This window comes from Bacillus sp. BR3(2024) (assembly GCF_039134555.1).
In the GTDB taxonomy this organism is placed as follows: Bacteria; Bacillota; Bacilli; order Bacillales; family Bacillaceae_G; genus Bacillus_A; species Bacillus_A cereus.
In genome coordinates this window covers 166,970-189,657 of sequence record NZ_CP152438.1, presented here as the reverse complement: position 1 = coordinate 189,657, position 22,688 = coordinate 166,970, and the positions used below count along the sequence as shown (strand labels likewise).

The following is a 22,688-nucleotide window of genomic DNA, read 5'->3' as shown; positions in this document are numbered from 1 at the left end:
TTGGGATTTAAGCCGCTTGATTATCAGACATAGTACAATTGTAAACGACACCTAATATATCAAAGACTGTTTTCTTCTCATACCTATGAGATTTTCTCCCGTTTTGCTGTAGGAGATTGAACAGGCGAATGAGAATCTTTGATAGCTCTTGGGTGTCTTTTGTATAGCTTGGAAAAGAAGAAAAAAGTAATCTTTAATCATATATAGTGCCTTATATTCACTCAGTTCTCGTTTCTTTTTCATAAGAAGTAATTGCCGCATTTGAAACATGGTAGAAGAACAGAGTAGAATGGCAATCAGTTGCCCATACAAATGGCATTCCAATCGTTCTCGTTTTATCTTTTTACAATGATGAATATGAAAGAATGATTTCCACGTTTTAAATAAAATCTCGATTTGCCAACGTAAAGAATACCAGTCATGTACTTGTCCCATCGGGACAATATCTATAGAAGTATTTGTCATATATACATTGATACCGCTAAGTCGTTTACTACGAGCAGAATACTTCATTCCTTTCTTTTTTTCTCTTACAGTTTGATCGTGTAATCGTTTTTGTTATTGTTCTTTTGTTAGTCGATGAACAATCACACGAGTTGGGACTTTATCAGTCATTCCTACATAAGCGTTGGATATTTCGCATGTTTGTCCTGGGTGAAGAGAGTTCATTAAAACCTCCATATCTATCTGGATATACTCTGTACCTTTCTTAATTCTGCCATCTTTAAAATAATCAGGGTTAGGATTTTTTTGATAAATACGTGTATTCGATTTGATACGTGAGATATAATAAGCCTTTTTATCTTGTATATGTTGAAGATCTTTCAAATGAAAATAACCTAAATCTCGGATAAATAAATCATTCGCTGTTACAGTTGGGACACACAGGGAACCGTAGGTTCGATCATGTTGTTTACCTGGACCTGTATGAATATGAAGGAATTGTCCACTTAATAAATCATACTCAAGCTGAATCTTTACTCCCGCTGTATGGCTGCATCCCCCTGCACCCGGATAAACGAATGAAAAGGATTCTGGGAGTTGAAATGCAGTTGAATCTAAAATGCGGATACGCTTGAAAACAGAAATATATGGAGAAGAAATCGGCATATATGAGGCCAGTTTTTGGTTTAGTAGTTCAGCTAGTATGTGTTGTAAAAATTGGACGGATGCTTGATTAAATCGTTGATTCAGTCCTTCAGGACTGATGAGTACTTCTGTTGATGCTTCTAAACAGCTAGATAACTGGGTCAAAGACGTCGTAGCGACATTTTGGTTCATCCATACACATAAAGCGACTAAATCTTTTGCTTGGTACTTACTGGTTCGTTGCACAAAACCGACATCTCTAGCAAGAGTTCGTAAGATATTTGGGGATAAAAAGCTTTGAATCTCCTGTGCGAATAGTTTTAGTTCGTCAGATACAGAAATAGACATACAAAAAACGCCATCCTCTCTTATGATTCTACAGAAAGGATAACGTCTTTTTTGCTTTATGGATAGTGCAATACCTTGGTTCCTTTTATATATTTACATAATTAGCGAAGGAGGATCTATACTTTCTCTAAAAAACCGCTTCTCTTTTATAGGGAAGCGGTTTTTTATGAATACAACTATGAATTAACTTTAACTGTTCTGTTTATATATCTTTTCACTTTTGTTTTCCATGTGATGTATAATGCTTTCTCCTTCAACATCAATGTTAGGTAAAATTTTATCCAGCCATTTTGGCAAGTACCAGGCTGACTTACCCATGAGAGCCATGACCGCAGGTACGATTGTCATTCTCACGATGAATGCGTCGAAGAAAACACCGAATGTAAGAGCCATGCCTATGGATTTAATGATGCTATCAGGTGCCAACATGAATCCAATAAATACAGACATCATAATTAATCCTGCTGCGACTACAACTTTACCGCTCTCTCGCATTCCTTCTAAAATAGCTCTCTTCGGGTCGCCTGTATGCGTATATACTTCCCGCATCTTGCTCACTAGGAACACCTCATAGTCCATGGCAAGTCCGAACAGGATGCCAATCAGAATAACAGGCAAGAAAGCTAAGATTGGACTGGCAGCTGGGAAACCAAATAAATTTTGGAAATGCCCATCCTGCACGAAAAATACCACGGCTCCCAACGTAGCACCAAGAGACAGTAGAAACCCTAATACTGCTTTTAATGGAATGAGTAGAGATCTAAACACTAGAACTAAAAGTACATATGCGAGTCCCACAATAAGAGCAGCGAAAACTGGCAAGGCGTCACTCAGCTTCTGCACAATATCAATATTCATCGCTGCTGTGCCGGTTACCATTAGTTCAATTCCATTTTCTTTCTCGGTCTGGTTCGATTTGTCCCGAATCGCATTTACCAAATCCTTCGTCTTTGTATCGTCAGGTCCTGTTTTTGGTGTAACTGAAATCATATAAATCTTTCCAGAAGGACCAGGGATAGCTGGCGTTACACTTTTCACGTCAGATAGGTTACCCAATTCTTTTGTAATGGTGCTCATAACATTTTGTGTTTCAGCTGTTGCTTCCTCCGATTTTGCCACTATCGCTAAAGAGGCATGAATTCCTTCTCCATATGATTCCGTCAATAAATCATATGCCCTTCGTTCTGTCGTTTCTGTGGACTTTGATGTTCCATCAGAAAGCAGCCCAAGGTTCATATGGAAAAATGGAATCGTAATCACTGCAAGTAGTCCGATTGCGAAAATCGAAACAACCAGAGGACGTCGTACGACAAATTCCCCCCATTTATTTGAACCAGTACGTTTCTTACCTGACCCTGTCAACTTTTGCAAGAATCGATTTTGTTTAGATGGGGCAATCTTATGGCCTATAAGTCCTAATATGGCCGGTAATATGACGACGGAAACCACCACAGCTATGAACACAGTAAAAGCAGCGGATACGCCCATCGCTATTAGGAATGGAATCTTTGTAACAGACAGTCCCAAAAGACCAATAATAACAGTTAATCCTGCAAAGATTACGGCACTTCCCGCTGTCCCCGTTGCAATGGCAACAGATTCTGGAACAGAATCTCCTTGTGCGAGCTGCTGTCTAAAGCGATTGATAATGAAGAGCGCATAGTCAATGCCTACTGCGAGTCCCAGCATGGCAGCTAATGTTAAGGAAACAGATTGGATTTCCACGTAATTGGTTCCAATCATGATTCCTAGCATTCCAATCGCTAATCCGATTATCGCAGTGAGAATCGGCAGTCCAGCTGCTAGAAAAGACACAAAAGTAAATGTTAGGACTACGAAGGCAACAAGTACTCCAACAATTTCAGTCATACCTGAAGTTTCTGAGTCGGAAAACTTAATATCGCCTCCTGATAGCTCGGTTTGAATGCCGGCATCCCTTGTTGTTTCAATACTATCTAAAATCTTATCCTTAGAAGCTTCTGTGACCTTTTCCGCTTCCACTTTGTACGTAACAACTGCATATCCAATTTTCTTATTTTCACTAAGGTTCTGCAGTTGCATCGGTGCTGCCACAGAATCAACAGCTGAATCTTTTTTAATCTTACCTAGAACTTCTGCAATTTTCTGTTGTACTTCCGCTGATTCCAAGGTTTCATTTTTTGGTGCTTGAAATACTACTTTTACTTGTGCACCTGCGGGTTGCATCGCTTTAAACTCTTTTTCAATTACTTTTCCCGCTTTATCTGCCGGTGTATTCGGAATACTCATCTCATCATTGAAAGAGGAGCCCATGTTGAATCCAATAAGCACAAATGCAATCAGCATTGCGAGTGCACTGAATACAACCTTTTTTCTATGATTTACTGCCCAATGTCCTAACCTATACAAATATTTTGCCAATTAAACCTCACCCTATTCTTGTCGAAAATTTCACTTTTTCTTATGTTGTAATCAACAAACGCACAAACACTTATTTATGCATTATTAATATAATATGTTTTTAAAATATTAATCATAAATTGTATCTGAATATCCCTCCTTATTTATAACTTGTAAAATGGCGGTAAACTTCCAATAGGAAACAACGGAAATGGAACACATTGACAGCAATAATGTCCTTTTATACAATGACGTTATCACTACGCTAACAATTGTACTTACAGTTGTAAGTATAGCAGGGGATTTTCATCTTTCAAGCACTATGTGATGATTTTCACTTAAAACGAACAGAATGAAGGGATGTGTTAGCTTTGAGAAAGTCAAGAGAAGACAGTATACACTCTCAGACATACATTAAAGAGGCATTAAGCGCACTGCTGCATGAACATAAACTGCAAGATATAACTGTAACAGCTATTTGCAAAAAGGCTGGAGTTGCCAGAGTCACATTCTACAAATACTACCGCAACGTTTACGACGTCGTACAAGCATCTGTGGATGAAATTGTTCAACATTTCTTGAAAGAGGTTGATAGTTTGGATCCATATGAAAGTATGCAGTTAATTATTGAATATATCATAGAGGGATTTGTGTCCGCACAGAAACCATCAGGAAAGTTAATTGATGCAAATATATCTAGTATGATGCTTGATTATTTGAATTACACAATGGAAAAGGTCTTTCAAGCGAATATTACCCGCAATCATGACATGAGCAGAATGCAAATCCTATTTTTAGCAGGCGGTATCTATAATATTGTTAACGATTGGCTTAAAAGAGGGGCAAATGAATCTCCCCAAGTACTTGCTGTAAAAATATACGAGATTCTTCCATATGGGACAACAGATACAAGGAATTTGGCAAATTCATGATGCAACTGTTCTACCTTTGATTACATTAAAAAAAATGGGTATCACATAAATAGCTGTGAGTAGTTGATCTAACTATAAACGACCGTTTTGAGTTAAAAAAGCAAAACCTTCTTTCATATAGTCTCGCCACACATCCATCAACTTAAGATCTCGTAATACCCTCTGTACGAAAAATGGGTGCATTTTGCTCGTTTTTTATTGTTTTGGGGTAACTCGTTCTTTTTAAGTTGATGGGCATGTGGTGCTACCCCATCACCATCAAGCTAAGATTTTAAAGTACTCCCAAAATAAAATTGTTATTTCTCTACAGTTATTTATGTAAATTTAGCTCGTTTTTTCTTTTTTACTATTCTCCTTTTGCATTGAGCATAGACGTGTTCCCATACTTTTCAAGATGACATTCTCCCCAAGTACATAAAGAGTCTAGTATAGTATTTAGAGAACAGCCATACTCAGTTAAAGAATATTCTACTTTAGGAGGTACTTGGTCATATACTTTTCTTTGAATTACACCATCTTCTTCTAGCTCACGTAACTGTTGCGTGAGCATTTTTTGTGTAATATCAGGCATTAAACGTTTTAATTCACTCGTTCTTTTTTTGTCTTTTTTTAAATGACAAAGTATAACAACTTTCTATGTTCCACTGATAATTTCTATAGTTACCTCCGCAAGAATAGTGGATTTTTTTATATAAAATCATTTTTAATAATTTTATTTTGGAGCTACAGACGTTGAAACATAAAATTGTTACTTATTAGTATCTATAACACTTTAAAGTGCGTACTTTTTATTGTGTTGTAGATAAGACATAATTACATACGTGAGAGGGAAATGAGTAGTGTAGAACTAAAAAGCATATACGTTATTTTTCATAACTATCGTACTTTGATCGGTCAGCCCTTGTCACATTAATTGATATTCATTAAACATTTTTAAATAGATTTTAGGAGGAGATTTTAAATGAAAGATTTATTAAAAGGTACACTTGGTTTTGGTACGGCACCACTAGGTAATATGTACCGTAATATTCCGGAAGAAGAAGCAATCGCAACAGTGGATGCTGCTTGGGATAATGGTGTTCGTTACTTTGATACAGCTCCACTTTATGGATCTGGTTTAGCAGAGATTCGTCTTGGTGAAGCATTATCGAAAAGAAATCGTGATGAGTACTTCTTAAGTACAAAAGTAGGTCGAATTATTTCAGATGAATTGGAAGATCCATCTGCACGTGATTTAGGTGAAAAAGGCGGACTTTTCGAATTTGGTCGTAAAAATAAAATTATCAACGACTACAGTGCTGATGCAACTCTTCGTTCTATTGAAGATAGTTTAAAACGTTTAAAAACAGATCGTTTAGATTTTGTTTATATTCATGATGTAGCACAAGATTTTTATGGAGATGAGTGGATTTCACAATTTGAAATTGCTCGAACAGGAGCATTTCGTGCACTTACTCAGTTGCGTGATGAAGGTGTAATCAAGGGCTGGGGCCTTGGAGTAAATAAAGTAGAATCAATTGAACTTATGCTGGATTTAGAAGAAGCAAAACCAAATGTTTCTTTACTAGCTGGTCGTTATTCATTATTAGACCACGAGCGCGCTTTAGAACGCGTAATGCCTGCGGCTGTAAAAAACAATATGGACATTGTTGTTGGTGGACCATATAGCTCAGGTGTTCTTGCTGGAGGTACTCATTTCGAATACCAAAAAGCGTCACCAGAAATCATTGCAAAAGTTAATAAAATGAAAAACCTTGCAGATCGTCATGGAATCAGCATTAAAGCTGCTGCTTTACAATTTGCATTGGCTAATCCAGCAGTTGCTGCTGTTATTCCTGGTGCAAGTAAACCGGAACGAATTGCAGAAGACCAAGCTGCATTGAAAACAGTAATTCCAGCAGCATTCTGGGAAGAAATGCGTGAACAAAAATTAGTTGCAGCTAATGCGCCACTACCAATTAACGTTAAATAAAAAGGAGAGTAATGAAAATGGCAAATACTATTACATCTATTGAAATTCCAGCTTCACCTGAACAAGTATGGAAATTAATTGGAGGTTTTGATGCACTTCCAGATTGGTTACCGTATATTCCTAGCAGTAAAGTAACGGAAGGCGGACGTGTACGTCATTTAGCAAACCCTGATGGCGATGCAATTGTAGAACGTTTAGAAGCATTTAATGAGAAAGAGCGCTACTACACATATTCAATTATGCAAGCGCCATTCCCTGTGACGAACTATTTATCTACAATCCGTGTTAAAGAAGGTAAAGATGCTAACACATCATTAGTTGAATGGTCTGGTAGTTTCACTCCTGTAGAAGTAAGTGATGAAGAGGCAATTAATCTGTTCCATGGAATTTATAAAGATGGTCTAGAGGCATTGCAAAAAGCATATCTAGGTTAATTAAAGGATAGATTAAAAAACGGATTAAACATTTGAAAGGCTGCAGTATAACAACTGCAGCCTTTTTATGATTATGAGCGTTGATGTATGTCAGGGACTAAACTTTAACTGTAGAGGATTTTTGTAAAGTAATTTTGCTCATGAAACGAATACATCTGGATAAAAAGGCTATCAGGGATCACTATACGTGCCCATCAACTTAAGAGTTCAGAATTACCCCAAAACGAAAAAATGAGCTTTTTTGCTACAAGTTAGCACAAAATTTCGTTCTGGGGGCATTTACCTTTCTTAGCTTGATGGGCATGTGGCTGAACCCCTAAACGTACAATTTTCTTTTTTCGTTCGTGTCGGGCCTTATAGCATTTAGGTACTCAGCTATTTGTTAATCGTCAGGCAGATATTTTTAGCTAAAAAACCAATAATTGAAATATAATACAGATTACGAACCGTTTTACACGTATCTCGGTTGAACTTCCGAATCACATATTGTTATAATCACTGCTATTCTTCTCTAATTACATCTATAACGTTATCCTTTTTAATTTTTCGCAGCGGAATTAGTACCGATACATAACTAATCAACAGTGCGGTTATAAAAGTGATAAAGCTAGATTGATAAGGAATAATCCATTCAAACGAAACCGTATTTGATAGTGCTACATAAAGAATATACGACAACATACAGCCGAAAAAGATTCCTTGTATGCTTCCAAAGAAGCCGTACAGGAGTCCTTCATATATAACCATCTTTTTCAAATCCTTTTGCGACATACCAATCGATTTTAAAGCAGCTAATTCTTTTCTTCTCATAATGATGCTGACTGTGATGGTATTTAAAATATTTACACAACCAATTAGTGTAATAACAGCTATAAATCCGTACCCTAATATTTTTATATAAAGTATATTGTCTGTATGGAAATTACTTTGAACAATATTATTTTTTACTTCTATAGATGCATCTCCACCCAGTTTCTTTTGTATATCTAAAATTGTAGCATCAGCCTGAGATTGATTCTTTAAATCAATTTCAAAACCTGTTAATTTTTGTGGAGATGGTGTTATATTTTCGGCTATTTGTTCACTAGTAATAAAAGTTATGGCATCCATCACTCTACTCATATTAAAAATATCTAATTCTACAATTGCAGTTATTTTTAAAGTTTCTAGTTTATCTTCATTGTAAGAGATTTCCTCTGTAGGTTTTCTTTCCTGCCGACTTGTTATTTGGATTTCATCCCCTACCTGAAAAGTACTTAGAGAACCTATATATTTTTTACTTGTATTCATATCATTTGATGCAGCTTGCTTTACTAAAATAACCTCTTTTTCACGATTTAATTTTGAAATATCAATTTTTCCACTAGTTACATTTTCAGCTAGTTTCTTTAAACTATTCTCATCGTATGCTTTTATTTGTGTTTCCATAATTTCTACAGTTTGATTATTGTATTTTACTTTATGATACAGCGATTCATTTCCTTGTAATTCTTTAATTTGTTTATTTTTTGGTACTTTCGTATAAAAATCATGTGCCTGATATTGCTTGTACAGATTCTCTACGTTATTAACTTTATAAATATTTCGACTCATACGATCTATGCTAGGCTTGTCTAAATTTGAATTAACCGTAACGGATATATCCGATTTTAGAGCTTGAATTTCCGGTTGTTTACGCTGAATGACAGTATCTATGAGAAACGTAAACGTGATATACAGTACACTACTTATAATAATAGACAAAATTGTAACTGTATATCTATTGGGATTTCTTTGGATATTTTTCAATGCCATACTTAACGGAAAAGATAGTGGTTTCTTTAGTTTTGTTCTCTTTTTTTTCTTTATTTTTTCTTTTTTTATAGCCAATCGGCTACTTACGGCCAGTAGCGGTGAAATTCTACCTGCAAAAAAAGCAGGAAAATAGCTTGAAATATAAACAGTTATCAATGTAATTAACGAACTTACACATATAATTAACCAATCTAATTTAATTGTATATCCCATAGAGTTTTTAAGTACGTTTATCAGTACTTGATTAAGTAAAAAGACTACTAATATACTACACAAAATCCCAAAAAAGATAGCGATAATAGAAAGAAATGTTGCTTCTCTTATCACAATTTTTCTGATTTGTTTTTTTGTAGCTCCAATACTCCTCAATAGCCCAAACTGTTTCATTCGCTCTACTATACTAATTTGAAATGCATTGTAAATAATAACAATCGTAGAAATCACAACAATCCCAATACTAATAGCGGCTGCGACCATTATCTCCACACTAGGCTTTAAAGCTCTCTTTAATTCCTCATTTACTCTTATATTTTTTTTATTCGTCAATAATTTAAATTGGTTTTCAACTTCATCAAAGTTTGCGTACTTATGCAATTCAATCAATACGCTACCTTCACCAACTTTGAACTTATTTTTATATGTAAATAATTGACCAGTTTTATTTTCCTGAGTACTACTAGACTTATTTAGCAAACCAACAAGTTTATATTTTTTTTCATGAATAGTAAACATACCGCCTAATTTAAGATTGGGACCGAAGTAAGGCAGCATCCATTTTTCCAAAACAGCCTCGTGTTCATTGGAAGGCAGCTTACCTTCTACAGGAATACTAGACTGTAACAGCTTCAATGCTTGATGATCTGCATACATATAAGAAACAACTATATCATCAACATGGAGCACCTCTCCTGGAGTTATGATGCCATAAGAAGATATATTTGGATTACTTTTTATCATATTGAAAAGCTTTTGATTATAATTTTCAACTGAAATATTTGCAGAACCCATAGAACCTTTTTTAGCATTATCAATTCCCGAAGTGTATCCACTATTTAAAAAAAGTCCAATCGTTGTTATTAGCGCCAATGCTAGAATAATACCTGTTAATGTTAGTAGAGTACGTTTTATATTACTTCTGAGATATTTTTGACTTAACTGTTTGTAACTATGAATCAATACTCCTCCCCTCCACATTTCTCTTGATTTTGCACTAATTTTTTATCTGAAATAATCATGCCATCTGTAATGGTTATAATTCGATCAGAGTTTGATGCGATAGCAGGGTCATGGGTAATTAAAATCACCGTCTGATTATATTTTTTAGCCGTTACTTTTAATAAATTCAGAACTTCTTTTGTATTTTTTGTATCTAGATTTCCGGTTGGTTCATCCGCTAAGATAATATCGGGTTTATTTATAAGAGATCTACCAATAGATACCCTTTGTTGTTGACCACCCGATAATTCAGAAGGCAAATGATCTCGTCTTTCATTTAACCCTAGAGTTCTTATAATTTCATCCAGGTAATGATCATCTACCTGTTCATCGTCCAATAGAGCTGGCAAAGAAATATTTTCTTGTACATTCAAGACAGGAATTAAATTAAAAAACTGAAATATAAATCCAACTTTTCTTCGGCGAAAAATAGAGAGTTCATTATCTTTATAATTGTAGATATTTTCATCACCTATAAACACATTTCCCGAACTCGGACGATCCAGCCCTCCTAAAATATGCAATAAGGTACTTTTACCAGAACCTGATGCTCCAACTATGGTTACGAATTCTCCTCTATGAATGGAAAGATTAATTCCTTTTAACGCCTGTACTTGCGTTTCTCCCTCTCCATATGTTTTTACTACATTTTCTAATCTAACAACCTCCATACAACTCATCCTTTTCACAGATTAATTTTGAATCTCTACAAAATAGATTTTATCCTTATCGTGCTCACCATTCTCGTCTTTCACTGCATACACTTTTGAAACGTATTCGACCACCTTTTTTACTTTGTTTTTATTTTTATAGTCAAAATTTTCTTTTGCAAACTGAATTAACGAAAGGCTTACTTCTTTTTCTTTTAATTGTTTATATGTTTCCTCATTAACAATTACTATCGGTGATGAAAAATAGCCAATCCAATTATTTTGTTCAATATGTTGAACAGGTATCATTTGTCCATTTAAATTTAAATTTCCATCCTTAACTTCCTCATCTTCCGCTTTTTTTCTATAAAATAAGTTTTTTTCACTCGCTAATTCTTTTATTTCTTTTACCGGGGTTGAAGTCATTGAACTATCTTCTTTAGATAAGGGTGTTCTTATAATTCCTTTTTTTAAGAATTTTTCAGCTGTAGATTTTGTAATAACCGCATATTGTTTCTTTGTAACAGATGGTTTATTAAGTTCCTTGTCTATCTCTTCTTCAGTCATATTTCCTCCTTTTTCTTTCCATTCTTTCTTAATTTCTTCTTTCTGTTCGGTAGTGAATTCTTGTTTTATTATTTCTGTGACCAATTTATAACTATAATCTGCTGTTCGTACGTTTTGATCTTTATACAGATTTTTGACAGCTGATATATTTTCTTTCGTTCCAGATACCATGATACCGTTTACTGGTTGTGAAGGACCATTTATATACCGATTTACAGCAAACCCTATACCTATAAAAATTGCTGTTACTACTAGAAATCCTATTATCTTTTTCATTTTCTTCCTCCTCATATACTATGTTTAATCTGGGATTAGAACAGTAGGTTTTTTCTTTATATAAACAGTGGCTAAAATGCTACAAGTCTTAATAAAGAATGATTACTTTCAGTATAGACGTCTTTAATTGTTAATTGAATAACTCTTGTCTTACTATATATACTTTAATCTTACAGTTTAGTAAGATTACTAAATCTAACTTTTTATATACTCGTAACTCTGATTAAGATATACTTTAAAATTAAACGGCTTTTATATACTTATTTAAGTACACACATACTTTTCAAATTCTCAAAAATCCGCTCCCATTCGGCTCTTATTCTCAATGATCTGTTTTTTAAAATTCATTTACATAATTAATGTGAATTCAAATTTCATTTAACATTTTTGTATAAGATAACTTAAACAAAACTTTACTGATTGTATAAAAACGTACAAATTCAACAAGACACTATTACAAGGTTTTTCAAAATATAAGCAAGTACATGTATGAATTACATAAATATTCTGCTTTAAGTAATTGTTGTATCTCATTATGTACTGAAAAGCTTTAAGTCGATTTGAGTATTATGCTTATACTCAGAAAAGCCTCAAAAATCCATTTCCATACTAAACTATTTTAAATTAGCCTATCAACGTGTAAAATAACTGTCATAATCAAAGACAAATGAGGAGAGATACTGTGGATAAAGTATTATTCGTTGAAGACGATAAAGATCTAGGAATGGCTATTGAGTTTACTCTAAAAGGAGAAGGACTTGAGGTCATAAGAGTTTCTACTGTACAAGATGCAAAAGACCAATACGAAAATAATAAATTTGACTTAGCTATATTGGATGTTGGACTCCCAGATGGAAATGGGTATGATTTATGTACCTATCTTAAAAGAAAAGGTGATATACCTATTATTTTTCTCACAGCACTGGATGAGGAGGCAAATGTAGTAATGGGCCTTGATATTGGTGGAGATGATTATATAACAAAACCCTTCAGGGTAAAAGAGCTATTATCTAGAGTAAAAGTACAATTAAGAAAAAAACTTAAAACAGCTTCTAATACTATATTGAAGTCTGAAAATATACAGCTTGAAGTTGAAGCGGCCAGAGCCTTTAAGCATGAGAAAAGTATAAATTTAACACATTTAGAATACAAACTCTTATTAACGTTAATGCTAAATCCTCATAAAGTGTTACAAAGAAATGAGATATTGAAAAAAATAGCAGATGAAGGTGAAGTGTTTTTCGATGAAAATACTCTTTCTGTTTATGTAAAAAGATTGAGAAGTAAAATTGAGGATAATCCACAAAATCCTGTCTGTATAATCACACAAAGAGGTGTCGGATATTTCTGGAATAAAGACGTCAGTAAGGAGTAATTTAATGATAAATAGAGAAATAAAAATTAATATACTTACATTAGCATTAATCTCTTTTTTATTTATTATATATCAAGTTATCACAGTTCATATTCTATATGACCATTTAAAAAATGATTATATTACTATTTGGAGTGAAATTACTGGAAAACTAATTGAACAAAACCCAGAAAATGAATACGAAATAATACAAGCACTTACAAATGATACAGCCAATAAAAAAGATTATTCCAGTGATGGAGAAATGCTATTAAAACAATATGGTCTATCTGCTCAATTGGATTCAAGACTTTTTCCTTATTTAAATAAACATATATCCCAAAACAATATATACATGTTCCTTGGAGCAATAGGGTTCAGCTTAATCCTAATTTTTCTAAATTACTTACAATATAAATCTTTTTTCTTAAAAATTAGAAATGTAACAGCTGCAGCGAATAAAATTTTTGAAGGTGATTACACCATTGATATCAAGGAAAATAGAGAAGGTGATCTAGCTAAACTTGCTAATTCTTTTCATAAACTGAAAAATGTTATTAGAAAAAGTATGCATAATTTAATGGAAGAGAAACAATTTTTAATTCAAACTTTACAAGATATTTCTCATCAACTAAAAACACCACTCTCAACACTAACAGTGAACAATGATATCTTATTACAAGGTAAATTAAATGAACAACAATATCATTTTTTACACAATAATGATGTTCAAATTTCAAGAATCAGCTTTTTAATACATAATTTATTAAAAGTTTCAAAAATAGATGCTAGGGCAATACTATTTGAAAAAGAAAACTCTGATATTATTGATACAATTTATGAGGTCATTGCTAGTTTAAACAGTAAATTAAATAAAAAAAATATGAACATACATTTAAAAACCAATGAAAAAATACCACTTTTCCATGACAGTATTTGGATGCAAGAAGCTTTATTAAATATTTTAAAGAATTCCATTGAACATTCAAATGATAATAGTTCTATTTATATTGAAGTCACAAACTCTCCTATTCATACTGAAATAATAATTCAAGATTTTGGTGAAGGTATTGCATCAGAAGATTTGCCATATATATTCGATAGATTTTACAAAACAAAAAATTCTAATAAAGAAGGCTCCATTGGAATTGGCTTAGCACTAGCGAAGTCAATTATCGAAGCTCACCATGGATTTATTAAAGTAGAAAGTCAAAAACACTCATTCACAAAATTCACAATAACTTTTATGAAGTATTAATAGTTCATAAAAGTTATTGTGAATCCCTAACCCTTGAGTATAATTTTTAAAAATTAATCATCTGTAAAAAAAGAAATTCGATTAATTTTTCATAAATGACTGTAGAGAAATAACTTTTTCGTTTTAGGGGTAATTAAAAATCTTAGCTTGATGGGCATAGAATCACAATATCAAAAAAGAAAACTGTGCGTTTGAACAGAATTTAGACATAAAATAGCCGATTCCTTTTACGCTAAGGGATCGGCTATTTATTTTACTGTTTTATATAGTGTACAATTCCTCGCTTACGAGGTCTGTGTAGCAATCAAACCAAATCTTACGTTAAGTATTAGTGGGCATCAAAAATAGTAATGACTAATCCAGATTAACATTGATCTGATTCACAATTAAATATACCAATATGTTAAATGACTAAATAATACAAACGGTATGAAGAGAATTTCTAGTCTTTTCATACCGTTTTACGTTTGTTCTTAAGTTTCATACGAAATTCGTGGAAGGATAGCAGTAAGAGTATCTAATAAATTAAAGTCCTGAAATACAAACCCTAATTCATTTTTTCTAAACTTGTCTAGTGACTTTGATTTTAACCGTGTAATGTCACTATTATTGATTATTATTTTTCCCGTCGTAACATTATCAATCGTTGATATACAGTTAAGTAATGTAGTTTTCCACTTCCTGAGGGCCCCATTCTCCCGATAAATTCCCCCCTCATCTACCTTAAAACTAATATTATCTATAGCCTTTGTTACATTATCTTTATTACCATAATATTTTTCGATTTTTTCTACACTTAATATATTTCGCATTAATACTTCTCCTTTTTCATTATACAAATTCTTTAACTCCCCTTCATTTTATATAATTTCATTAATGGTATCGGTGGAATTACATTTTATTAACATTACATTTTTGTTATATTGAGTGATACCTATACATGTAAGTTATCAGAAATCGCAGTGGTATACGTAAGGTTTATTCGATGCCTTACCAAATGGACAGATAAGTTTTGGTGCAAAAATGATAAAACTTAAGTAATTAGTAGAAATAAACAAACTAGTTACGACGTAACAACAGCTCAATTTAAAAGATATGGATTTTTTTTCATTTCACAAAAAGATTTTGAAAACAGAAAAGGATTTGACCTTTAAGGCCAAATCCTTTTTATTATTTCGCAGCAAGTTTTTCTTTCACTTTTGCAGGAAGCTCCTCCTGTTTCACTTCTTCCCAATTAAATTTATTATTAAATACGGTACATGAAATTACCAATGATAAGAAAATCCCTCAATTAGGAGCACATTACATTATAAAACATTTACATTTTCTCGTTCTGTGAGATTAATCTAGTGATAAAATAAAGTTACAAGTCTTTAATTTAAAGAACTGGAGAACACAAAGCTCTGATGCTGTAGTTGTATAAGATTCCCTTACAATGGTCGCCCCCAAGATAAAACATTAAAGCTCTGTTCACGATCTAATCGTCCAAAACTCAGCAACGATAAACGCCTCCACTTTTTTCATATAACATCACATCAAATAATATAATCAACAAATCTCATATATAAAAAAAGAGAGGCGATTGCCCCACTTAAAATTTAAATCCAACCTCATTACTATCATCTTTAGCTTTTTTCCTTATTTTAAATATGCTTAAGATGCTTTTTTATATCCCAGCTGAATACTATCTATATTATATGACTTCATAATTTCATAATATCTTGTTTCATTTGTTGTAGAATTGAAAAATGAATCTCTTCCATCTCTAGTAAGCTGATATTTTCCCTTTTCAGTAAACTCAGCTCGTATTTTATACTTTCCTTCTTCTACCTCAAAATAGTAATGAGCTTGACCACTTTGTAATCTAGAAACTATTTTTTCCTCAACTATTTCTTCATTTTCATTAATTAAATATAACTTTATTTCACCTATTTCAGGTGCGAGTGTTTGTTCCTCAGGATCAATCCACCCATCCTCATTTTCATCAAACCAGATATAACCAGAAATAGTCCCTTTCTCTGGATCCCAAACCTTATCCATCTCTTCTGCGAATGCTAAATTTTTTGGTAAAAATAATGTAAAAATGAATAATAAAACTGACATACATGTTATAGATTTAATTGTTTTCATCAATATCATCACCCAATCCTATAATATTTAACAAGAATATATAAATATTAATACAATATACATTATACTACAAGACTGGTTTTATTACCCAATATTTATTATAATTGTAATAACATAAGTAATTTATTAATAAGATAAATATCTAATTTGATGAATTACTAGATAAAAATTAATTCTCGTATGGTAATCCAAACTTTTTCCACTCAAGAAATCCGCCTTTTAAATTAACTACTTCCTTTATACCAGCTCTTTGTAAAAGACTAACTTATTATAAAAATAACTCACTCATTATGGAGGTTACTATTTTAAATAAATTGCACTCTAACATAGAACACATGAGTTTCTCGGTGTAAATAAGAAAAACGGCAAACCCACCCCGTAGGAAAATCCGCCGTCACAAATAACTGATTATTGCACACCTAATTTTTCTTTTACCTTCGTAGGAAGCTCATCTTTCTTCACTTCTTCCCAAGCTGTTACATAGTAAAGAGTCCATAATCCTTTTACTGATAATCCACAATCACGAAGGATTTTAGCTAATAACTCAACGTATTTATCATAGCTATGTTTGAATTTCTCGTAATCTCTCGTTTCACATAATTCTGCTTATCTACAAATATACAGAAGGACCACCCATAAGCCTTACAACATCAATACCAAATCTACGGGTTGTGCAAAATGAAAAAGGAGAATTATTTTATATAGAAAATAATCAAAAACGTCCATTTATTAACACCGTAGCATTTCGCAAATTTAAATTTTCAATTCAAGATGTTATTAAAGTTTCACAACGTAGTTTAGATCAATTTTTAGATGGACCACCTATTTATTCGAATGTATCTAATTACACGATCCTACCGGAAGGAAAAGTATTTATCTATCATCACAATTATTTCATAATGACAGATTCCATGCTTCATCCTATAGATAAAGGCATATTGCAAAAACTTTATTTATTAAAGAACTGTATACCAATTTCAAAAAGTCATTTATCCTACTTTAAAATGGGCCTCCCTATTTCATCATATCCCTCTTACCTAGCCGAAAAATACTTAGAATAGTACCAAGAAGGAGTATTATCAATAAAACAAAAGAAAAAGTTCCTGAGCCTACAGTATTATTAAAGGATTAAACGGATTGATAGAAAATGAACTAAATAAATTATTATAAAAAGAGGACGCAAATAAAAATGCTTCCTCTTTTTATGTCAAATCAAACTAATACATTAAAATGCTTTTCATTAATCCGGATAAGTAATGTTTTTAAGCAAAATATTATCTAACATCTTAGCTGTTACAATAAGTATATTCGCATAATTCACACCTATAACAGGTATTACATATTGCTTATTTTCCGTTACCTTTTTCTGTATATAATAATAAAAAATTGTTAAATTTTATCGCATTATGTAAGACACTTGATATCAAATATATTACTTTTACTATGAACTAAATGTATTTTATAGGACTTTTCTAGATAAACAAGGTGCTAAATTGGTTCTTAAGAAGTCATTACTATTACATTTATCTAAAAATTGAAAAAATATGTGTAGATATATATCATCTTAAATATATATAATTAACTTTAATTTTCTGACACAATTTCACATTATTCTTAAACTAATTTTTACGTACATTATGAAAAAATTCTACCGTGTCAGTCTTGAAAAGATTATATATCATAACTTTAAGAGAGGAAGGAAAACTATGAAGATGAAAAGAAAAAGCATCATGACAACAGCCCTTGCAGCTACATTAGCTACAGGTGCACTACCTACTACCTCGGTATTTGCTGCAGAAAAAGAGGTTCCTATTCAACAAAAAGAGGCACAAATGAGTATTCAACCTTTTGCACAAAACAATTTGGAAACAGCCGTTCAAGCTGCCTTAAACGGTCCAGAAGTCAAAAAAATCAAAGTATTTGAGCATGAATTTAATGTGAAAGAAATAGAAGTAGTAAATCTAGGTGCAGGAAAAAAATATGTTAAGGGGCAAATTTCTCATCATTTAAGTTTTCGTCCAGATGATCAATTTTATTATGAGTTTACCGTACAAGATGGAAAGGTACTAGATAAACCTGTATTTAATATTGATAGAGGTGGTTGGACACCATTTGCTGCTCCACTTTTATCAATTCTTGCTGCGTATAATGGAATTCCAGTTAATCCAAATGATTTAAATACACTTGGTCAGCAGATTGGTAAAGTTATAGATGGAAGCTGGGAACATGCAGCCCAATCAATCGCAACTGTAGTTAGTCTAAGTTTTAATGAGTAGGATTTCCCAATTTTTATTAGCATTGTAGAGATCCACTTTTCGTAATTAGCCTTATTATAAGAGATTCTAAAACAGCTATTAATAAATTTTTACCACTCAGTCACATTATCTTGATTTGTTTACCACCTTATCATTCATTATATGTCATAAAATAGAAGTCTTTTTTAAGGCTTCTGTTTTGTTTGTATACAATACGAGCAAAGGTTGGTTTTTGGAGGCTATATTTCGATTTTTCAAGAATCCGTTTGGCTATTAGGTACAATTTATAAAAACAAATTATTAAAGTCTCAAATAACTTACTCCCCCTATTTTTAATTATTATCAACTCCAAAAATTTATTACCTTAAGAATGAAAAACAATAAATATAGTAAAAAATCATCTAGCGATTATTTAAAAGTCAGGAGAGATCAAATGAAGAAAATAAAAATGAGAAATTCCATTAAAATTAGCATCCTCACTTGTATTACACTAGCAAGTTTAAGTACACCATCTACTATTTTAGCTGATAGTCATTCAGGTTATTCCTATGAATCCAATATAGGATATCAAAATCCAGCGTGGATGTCGAAAATAGAAGATTCTACAAAATTAAGTGAAATATCTATTCCAGGGACTCATGGTACTATGGCTTTACATGGAGCAAGCTTTCTTGATGAAAATTTGACAAGAAATCAAACTTTGAGTATATCCCAACAATTAAATTCTGGAATCCGATATGTAGATATGCGTGTTAAACGTGTAAAAGATTCTTTTGCAATGTATCATGGCATTGTAAATCAAAAAGCTATGTTTGAAGATGTATTAAAAGAGACAATTCAATTTTTAAAAGATCATCCAACAGAAACAATATTAATGCGCCTAAAAGAAGAAACTACTCCTGAAAGCGGCTCTCTATCATTTGAGGAGATATTTTTAAAATATAAAAACGTTAATGCTTCATATTTTTGGAATCCTAATTCCGTACCAACTTCAGATAGAAATAACCCTGCTTTAGGAGATACCCGCGGGAAAATTGTAATCTTACAAAACTTTACATCCACTCAATTGTACGGTATTGATTACGAAGGTTTGAATATACAAGATAAGTTTGAAATTGGAAGCGGACCAGATGAAATATATGCAAAATGGATTGAGATAAAAACCCATCTACAAAATGCAAATACTAACTTTAATAATGGAAAAATTTATCTCAACCATTTTAGTGGTACGGGAGGCGCAGCAGCATTTTTAAATAATGTATATCCTTGGTTTATTGCAAGCGGAAAAGAGAGCAGAAATACTGATAGTAGTCCTAAATTGATTCAAACGAATTCCACAAATGCATGGAGTGATTTCCCTCGCGATAGAAACGGACAAGTATACTATGGGGGAATGAATACACTTGGGACCGAACTCTTACAACAAGGCATAATTAAACATTCTGGTATCATCGCAGCTGATTTTCCTGGTCCAGGTTTAATTGATAGTATCATTAAATTAAATGGTATACATTCTAATGAAAAAGAAATATTAATTTCGCAAATATCATCTGAATCTAGTCCATTATCCGGACAACAAAATCGATCCAGTCAAAACTTTAAAATTGATAGTTTACCTGTAGGTACCAAAGAATTAAAATGGGTTATTGAGCCTTCAGAAAAAGATTATTCTTCTACTATCTCTTTCAATGTAATGATTGATGTTTCCCTAGGAATAGATTCTACTCGTTGGAAAAACATTTCACATGGATCTAGGACTGAAGCTTACACAAATACTAAATATTATATTGCAAGTCCAATGGGTGCCACTAACAAATTCACAGTGAAAATATACGCTATTACAAATTAGAAAATAAAGAATCCCAATGAAATTCCATTGGGATTCTTTTTTAATTTCATTTCGTAAACATTAGGATGGGGTTTAAATCTTATTGATTTATCATTTAAATCATAAGATAATTCATATTTGGAACAGCCCTTAATTTTTAAAAGAAACTCCAAAAATGTTAACTACCTTTTCCCACCTGTCACTTATTCAAAACTGGCTTCCAAAGCGATAAGGCAAAAATCCAATTTGAGTCGCCATTTCCTTGATGATCTTGAACTGCTTCATACACTTTTCCCTCATGTACTACTCTATCGCCTTTAGTATATGCTTTTCTTGCATCCCATTGTTCATATGTGGAATTCTCTGACTTTGTTGTTACATTCAAAATATCACTTCTACTAGATTCATTTCCAGCTAAATCAACCGCCGTCACTACATATTTATACGATGTATTAGCCCTCAAATCTTTATCCATAAAGGATGTAGTAGCCGCTGTCCCAATTTTATTCATAACCCCAGCGCTTTCTCTATATACAATATAATGGTCAACACCTACATTATCTTCAGACGGACTCCACATCAAATCAACAGTTGTCGCTGTTGTACCCATACTATGTAATCCTTTTGGTTGACTTGGAGCCTCTATATCTGGGATTGCTTGTGTTGTCTTAACCTTTAGTTTTTCACTTTCTTTTGATATGTTTCCAGCAGAGTCTAATGCCTTTATTGTATAGGTATATTCCGTATCTGCTTTTAGTTTTTTATCAATAAAAGTTGTACCTGGTACCGTATCAATTACTTCGCCATTACGTAACACTTGATATTCTTTTACACCTATATTATCAGTAGAGGCCTTCCAAGTTATTTCAACACTATTAGCAGAAACTTTAGAAGCATTTAATTCAGTTGGTTGACTTGGAGCTACTGTATCAGGAGTTTCATTATTTACTAAATTTACATCAATTACATTATAAAACGCATTTGACGTATCTGCTACATCCCATACAGCTAAAATAACATGGTAACCATTACGATCAGTTGGTACATTAATTGTATGTGTTAAATTATTTGATGCGGCCGAACCGTCATGTTTCACAGTTCCAATTGGTTCTAATTCAGCACGTGTTAATGGTTTATTAGGATCCCATCCCTTTTTTGTAATGTAATAATGCCATTTACTTGTAGAATGTGCTGCTGTATATTTCCATGTAAATGTATTTGCTCCACCCTTAATTGTGTTTTTGAACCAACGATTTGTTGTTTGTTGGTCAAGAGTTCCTCCAAATAGTCCTCCTGCCGAAGCGATTTTACCATCAATCGGCCCACCATCTGGAAACCCTTTAGGCGCTTCTAGACTCTGAGGTTCATACATTACATTTCCACAATTTAAATTTAATGCCCCATAATTCTGACTACATAAAGCAGCACGACTACTCGGCTTTTCAACAAACCCATGTGCATACGCACTTTGAGGAATCATTGTAATTGCCGTCACCCCTGCAGCCAGAACACAAGCACCAATTCCTTTTTTACTTTTTCTTAATCTGTCCAATTTAGATGTTAATTTCAAATTCATTCTTGTCCCCCCAATATATTGTTCTCGCTAATATAATAGCAATATAGGGATAAACGAACAAATCACCAATTAATATATTAATATCTCTCATAAATTGGTACATTTATTATTATTTTTAATCTCCTATAAAAATAAAGTAAATATAATTACGCTATTTTGTAACATTATGTATTTAAAGAAGAATAAAAACTTTGTTTAATTTCACAAAAAATTCAAATATTAAAACAGATAATTAAATCCTGTAGGAAAAATAAATTTTTTGTATTACAAAAAAGCAAAAAAAGTCTGGAAGAAACCGATTATATCCGTTCCTTCCAGACTTTCACTTCTTTTATACCACTCACAAGTCCTTTAACCTTTAACATATACACTTGAGGTTAGAACCCACATAACTAATATAACCTATATGTTGACTAGCTTCTAAATATTAAAATTCATAAATTAATAGTAACAGACCAATTAAAACAAGCCATTTAGCAAACACATATAATATTCTTACTAATTCAATTTAACGCTTAATTACTTATAAAATAACTTAAAGTATCTAGCTTAACTGTATTTTCTTTATTAATACCATTGTCTACCCTGCATTTCCTTACTTTAAACAGATCATCAATAGATTGTTAATATT

Annotated in this window: 14 protein-coding genes and 5 pseudogenes; 8 read left to right on the top strand and 11 right to left on the bottom strand. The window is 32.5% G+C overall.

From position 1 onward, the window contains the following. Positions 1–7: 7 nt before the first annotated feature. Together V7S45_RS28350 and V7S45_RS28345 are read right to left on the bottom strand one after the other, a co-directional pair. Positions 8–1,437, bottom strand: a pseudogene (locus V7S45_RS28350) (IS4 family transposase). Positions 1,438–1,626: 189 nt separating this feature from the next. Continuing rightward, on the bottom strand, positions 1,627–3,837 hold the full coding sequence (locus V7S45_RS28345; protein WP_342762121.1) for an MMPL family transporter: 2,211 nt from the start codon (positions 3,835–3,837) through the stop codon (positions 1,627–1,629). Between the two features lie 350 nt (positions 3,838–4,187). Here V7S45_RS28345 and V7S45_RS28340 point away from each other — a divergent pair, with 350 nt between their 5' ends. Continuing rightward, positions 4,188–4,748: a TetR/AcrR family transcriptional regulator gene (locus V7S45_RS28340; protein ID WP_342762120.1), complete on the top strand. Its 561-nt coding sequence runs from the start codon at positions 4,188–4,190 to the stop codon at positions 4,746–4,748. 346 nt (positions 4,749–5,094) lie between these two features. On the opposite strand, the pseudogene V7S45_RS28335 reads toward V7S45_RS28340, so the two are convergent. Continuing rightward, positions 5,095–5,439, bottom strand: a pseudogene (locus V7S45_RS28335) (winged helix-turn-helix transcriptional regulator). Positions 5,440–5,709: 270 nt separating this feature from the next. Here V7S45_RS28335 and V7S45_RS28330 point away from each other — a divergent pair. Further along, a complete protein-coding gene (locus tag V7S45_RS28330) occupies positions 5,710–6,720 on the top strand; it encodes an aldo/keto reductase (protein WP_342762119.1) in 1,011 nt (336 codons plus the stop codon). A gap of 17 nt (positions 6,721–6,737) precedes the next feature. Next, complete coding sequence (locus V7S45_RS28325) at positions 6,738–7,154, top strand: SRPBCC family protein (protein ID WP_342762118.1); 417 nt, start codon at positions 6,738–6,740, stop codon at positions 7,152–7,154. A gap of 501 nt (positions 7,155–7,655) precedes the next feature. Here V7S45_RS28325 and V7S45_RS28320 read toward each other — a convergent pair. Genes V7S45_RS28320 through V7S45_RS28310 form a run of 3 tightly spaced genes read right to left on the bottom strand, consistent with a single transcriptional unit; the run spans position 7,656 to position 11,656 of the window. Then, positions 7,656–10,124, bottom strand: a complete 2,469-nt coding sequence (locus tag V7S45_RS28320; protein ID WP_342762117.1) for an FtsX-like permease family protein — start codon at positions 10,122–10,124, stop codon at positions 7,656–7,658. Then, the gene (locus tag V7S45_RS28315; protein ID WP_088346775.1) at positions 10,121–10,834 is read right to left on the bottom strand and encodes an ABC transporter ATP-binding protein; all 714 of its coding nucleotides are present in this window, start codon (positions 10,832–10,834) and stop codon (positions 10,121–10,123) included. Before V7S45_RS28315 ends, V7S45_RS28320 begins: the two co-directional genes overlap by 4 nt. Positions 10,835–10,855: 21 nt before the next feature. Further along, positions 10,856–11,656 carry a lipoprotein BA_5634 family protein gene (locus V7S45_RS28310; protein WP_025687970.1) on the bottom strand — a complete coding sequence of 267 codons (801 nt, stop codon included), beginning with the start codon at positions 11,654–11,656 and terminating at the stop codon, positions 10,856–10,858. Positions 11,657–12,338: 682 nt separating this feature from the next. Between V7S45_RS28310 and V7S45_RS28305 the strand changes: the two genes are divergently transcribed. Beyond that, positions 12,339–13,031, top strand: a complete 693-nt coding sequence (locus V7S45_RS28305) for a response regulator transcription factor (protein WP_342762116.1) — start codon at positions 12,339–12,341, stop codon at positions 13,029–13,031. A 4-nt stretch (positions 13,032–13,035) separates the two neighbouring features. Beyond that, entirely contained in the window at positions 13,036–14,268 is a 1,233-nt protein-coding gene (locus V7S45_RS28300; RefSeq protein ID WP_342762115.1) for a HAMP domain-containing sensor histidine kinase, read from the top strand. A 473-nt stretch (positions 14,269–14,741) separates the two neighbouring features. Here V7S45_RS28300 and V7S45_RS28295 read toward each other — a convergent pair whose 3' ends face one another. From V7S45_RS28295 to V7S45_RS28280, 4 genes and pseudogenes are all read right to left on the bottom strand, one after another. Continuing rightward, positions 14,742–15,107 (bottom strand): ATP-binding cassette domain-containing protein, encoded by a 366-nt coding sequence (locus V7S45_RS28295; RefSeq protein WP_142292904.1) that lies wholly within the window; start codon positions 15,105–15,107, stop codon positions 14,742–14,744. An 814-nt stretch (positions 15,108–15,921) separates the two neighbouring features. After that, entirely contained in the window at positions 15,922–16,398 is a 477-nt protein-coding gene (locus V7S45_RS28290) for an SdrD B-like domain-containing protein (RefSeq protein ID WP_088344617.1), read from the bottom strand. 169 nt (positions 16,399–16,567) lie between these two features. After that, positions 16,568–16,660: pseudogene (locus V7S45_RS28285) on the bottom strand (rhodanese-like domain-containing protein); the annotation flags it as partial. 206 nt (positions 16,661–16,866) lie between these two features. Continuing rightward, a pseudogene (locus V7S45_RS28280) lies at positions 16,867–17,001 on the bottom strand (N-acetylmuramoyl-L-alanine amidase); the annotation flags it as partial. Between the two features lie 5 nt (positions 17,002–17,006). On the opposite strand from V7S45_RS28280, the pseudogene V7S45_RS28275 reads away from it, so the two are divergent. The 3 genes and pseudogenes from V7S45_RS28275 to V7S45_RS28265 form a co-directional block, all read left to right on the top strand. Beyond that, positions 17,007–17,459 (top strand): annotated as a pseudogene (locus V7S45_RS28275) (glycosyltransferase family 2 protein); the annotation flags it as partial. Between the two features lie 645 nt (positions 17,460–18,104). Then, a complete protein-coding gene (locus V7S45_RS28270; protein WP_097861756.1) occupies positions 18,105–18,674 on the top strand; it encodes a methyltransferase in 570 nt (189 codons plus the stop codon). 412 nt (positions 18,675–19,086) lie between these two features. Further along, positions 19,087–20,502: a phosphatidylinositol-specific phospholipase C gene (locus tag V7S45_RS28265; RefSeq protein ID WP_342762114.1), complete on the top strand. Its 1,416-nt coding sequence runs from the start codon at positions 19,087–19,089 to the stop codon at positions 20,500–20,502. 178 nt (positions 20,503–20,680) lie between these two features. Here the strand turns inward: V7S45_RS28265 and V7S45_RS28260 are convergent, their stop codons facing one another. Further along, positions 20,681–22,057 carry a lytic polysaccharide monooxygenase gene (locus V7S45_RS28260; protein ID WP_342762113.1) on the bottom strand — a complete coding sequence of 459 codons (1,377 nt, stop codon included), beginning with the start codon at positions 22,055–22,057 and terminating at the stop codon, positions 20,681–20,683. Positions 22,058–22,688: the final 631 nt, after the last annotated feature.

Coding starts and splice junctions, on each gene's coding strand:
- V7S45_RS28260 (WP_342762113.1), bottom strand. CDS start 22,057: ATGAATTTGAAATTAACATCTAAATTGGACAGATTAAGAAAAAGTAAA.
- V7S45_RS28300 (WP_342762115.1), top strand. CDS start 13,036: ATGATAAATAGAGAAATAAAAATTAATATACTTACATTAGCATTAATC.
- V7S45_RS28330 (WP_342762119.1), top strand. CDS start 5,710: ATGAAAGATTTATTAAAAGGTACACTTGGTTTTGGTACGGCACCACTA.
- V7S45_RS28290 (WP_088344617.1), bottom strand. CDS start 16,398: ATGAAAACAATTAAATCTATAACATGTATGTCAGTTTTATTATTCATT.
- V7S45_RS28325 (WP_342762118.1), top strand. CDS start 6,738: ATGGCAAATACTATTACATCTATTGAAATTCCAGCTTCACCTGAACAA.
- V7S45_RS28265 (WP_342762114.1), top strand. CDS start 19,087: ATGAAGAAAATAAAAATGAGAAATTCCATTAAAATTAGCATCCTCACT.
- V7S45_RS28310 (WP_025687970.1), bottom strand. CDS start 11,656: ATGAAAAAGATAATAGGATTTCTAGTAGTAACAGCAATTTTTATAGGT.
- V7S45_RS28315 (WP_088346775.1), bottom strand. CDS start 10,834: ATGGAGGTTGTTAGATTAGAAAATGTAGTAAAAACATATGGAGAGGGA.
- V7S45_RS28270 (WP_097861756.1), top strand. CDS start 18,105: ATGAAGATGAAAAGAAAAAGCATCATGACAACAGCCCTTGCAGCTACA.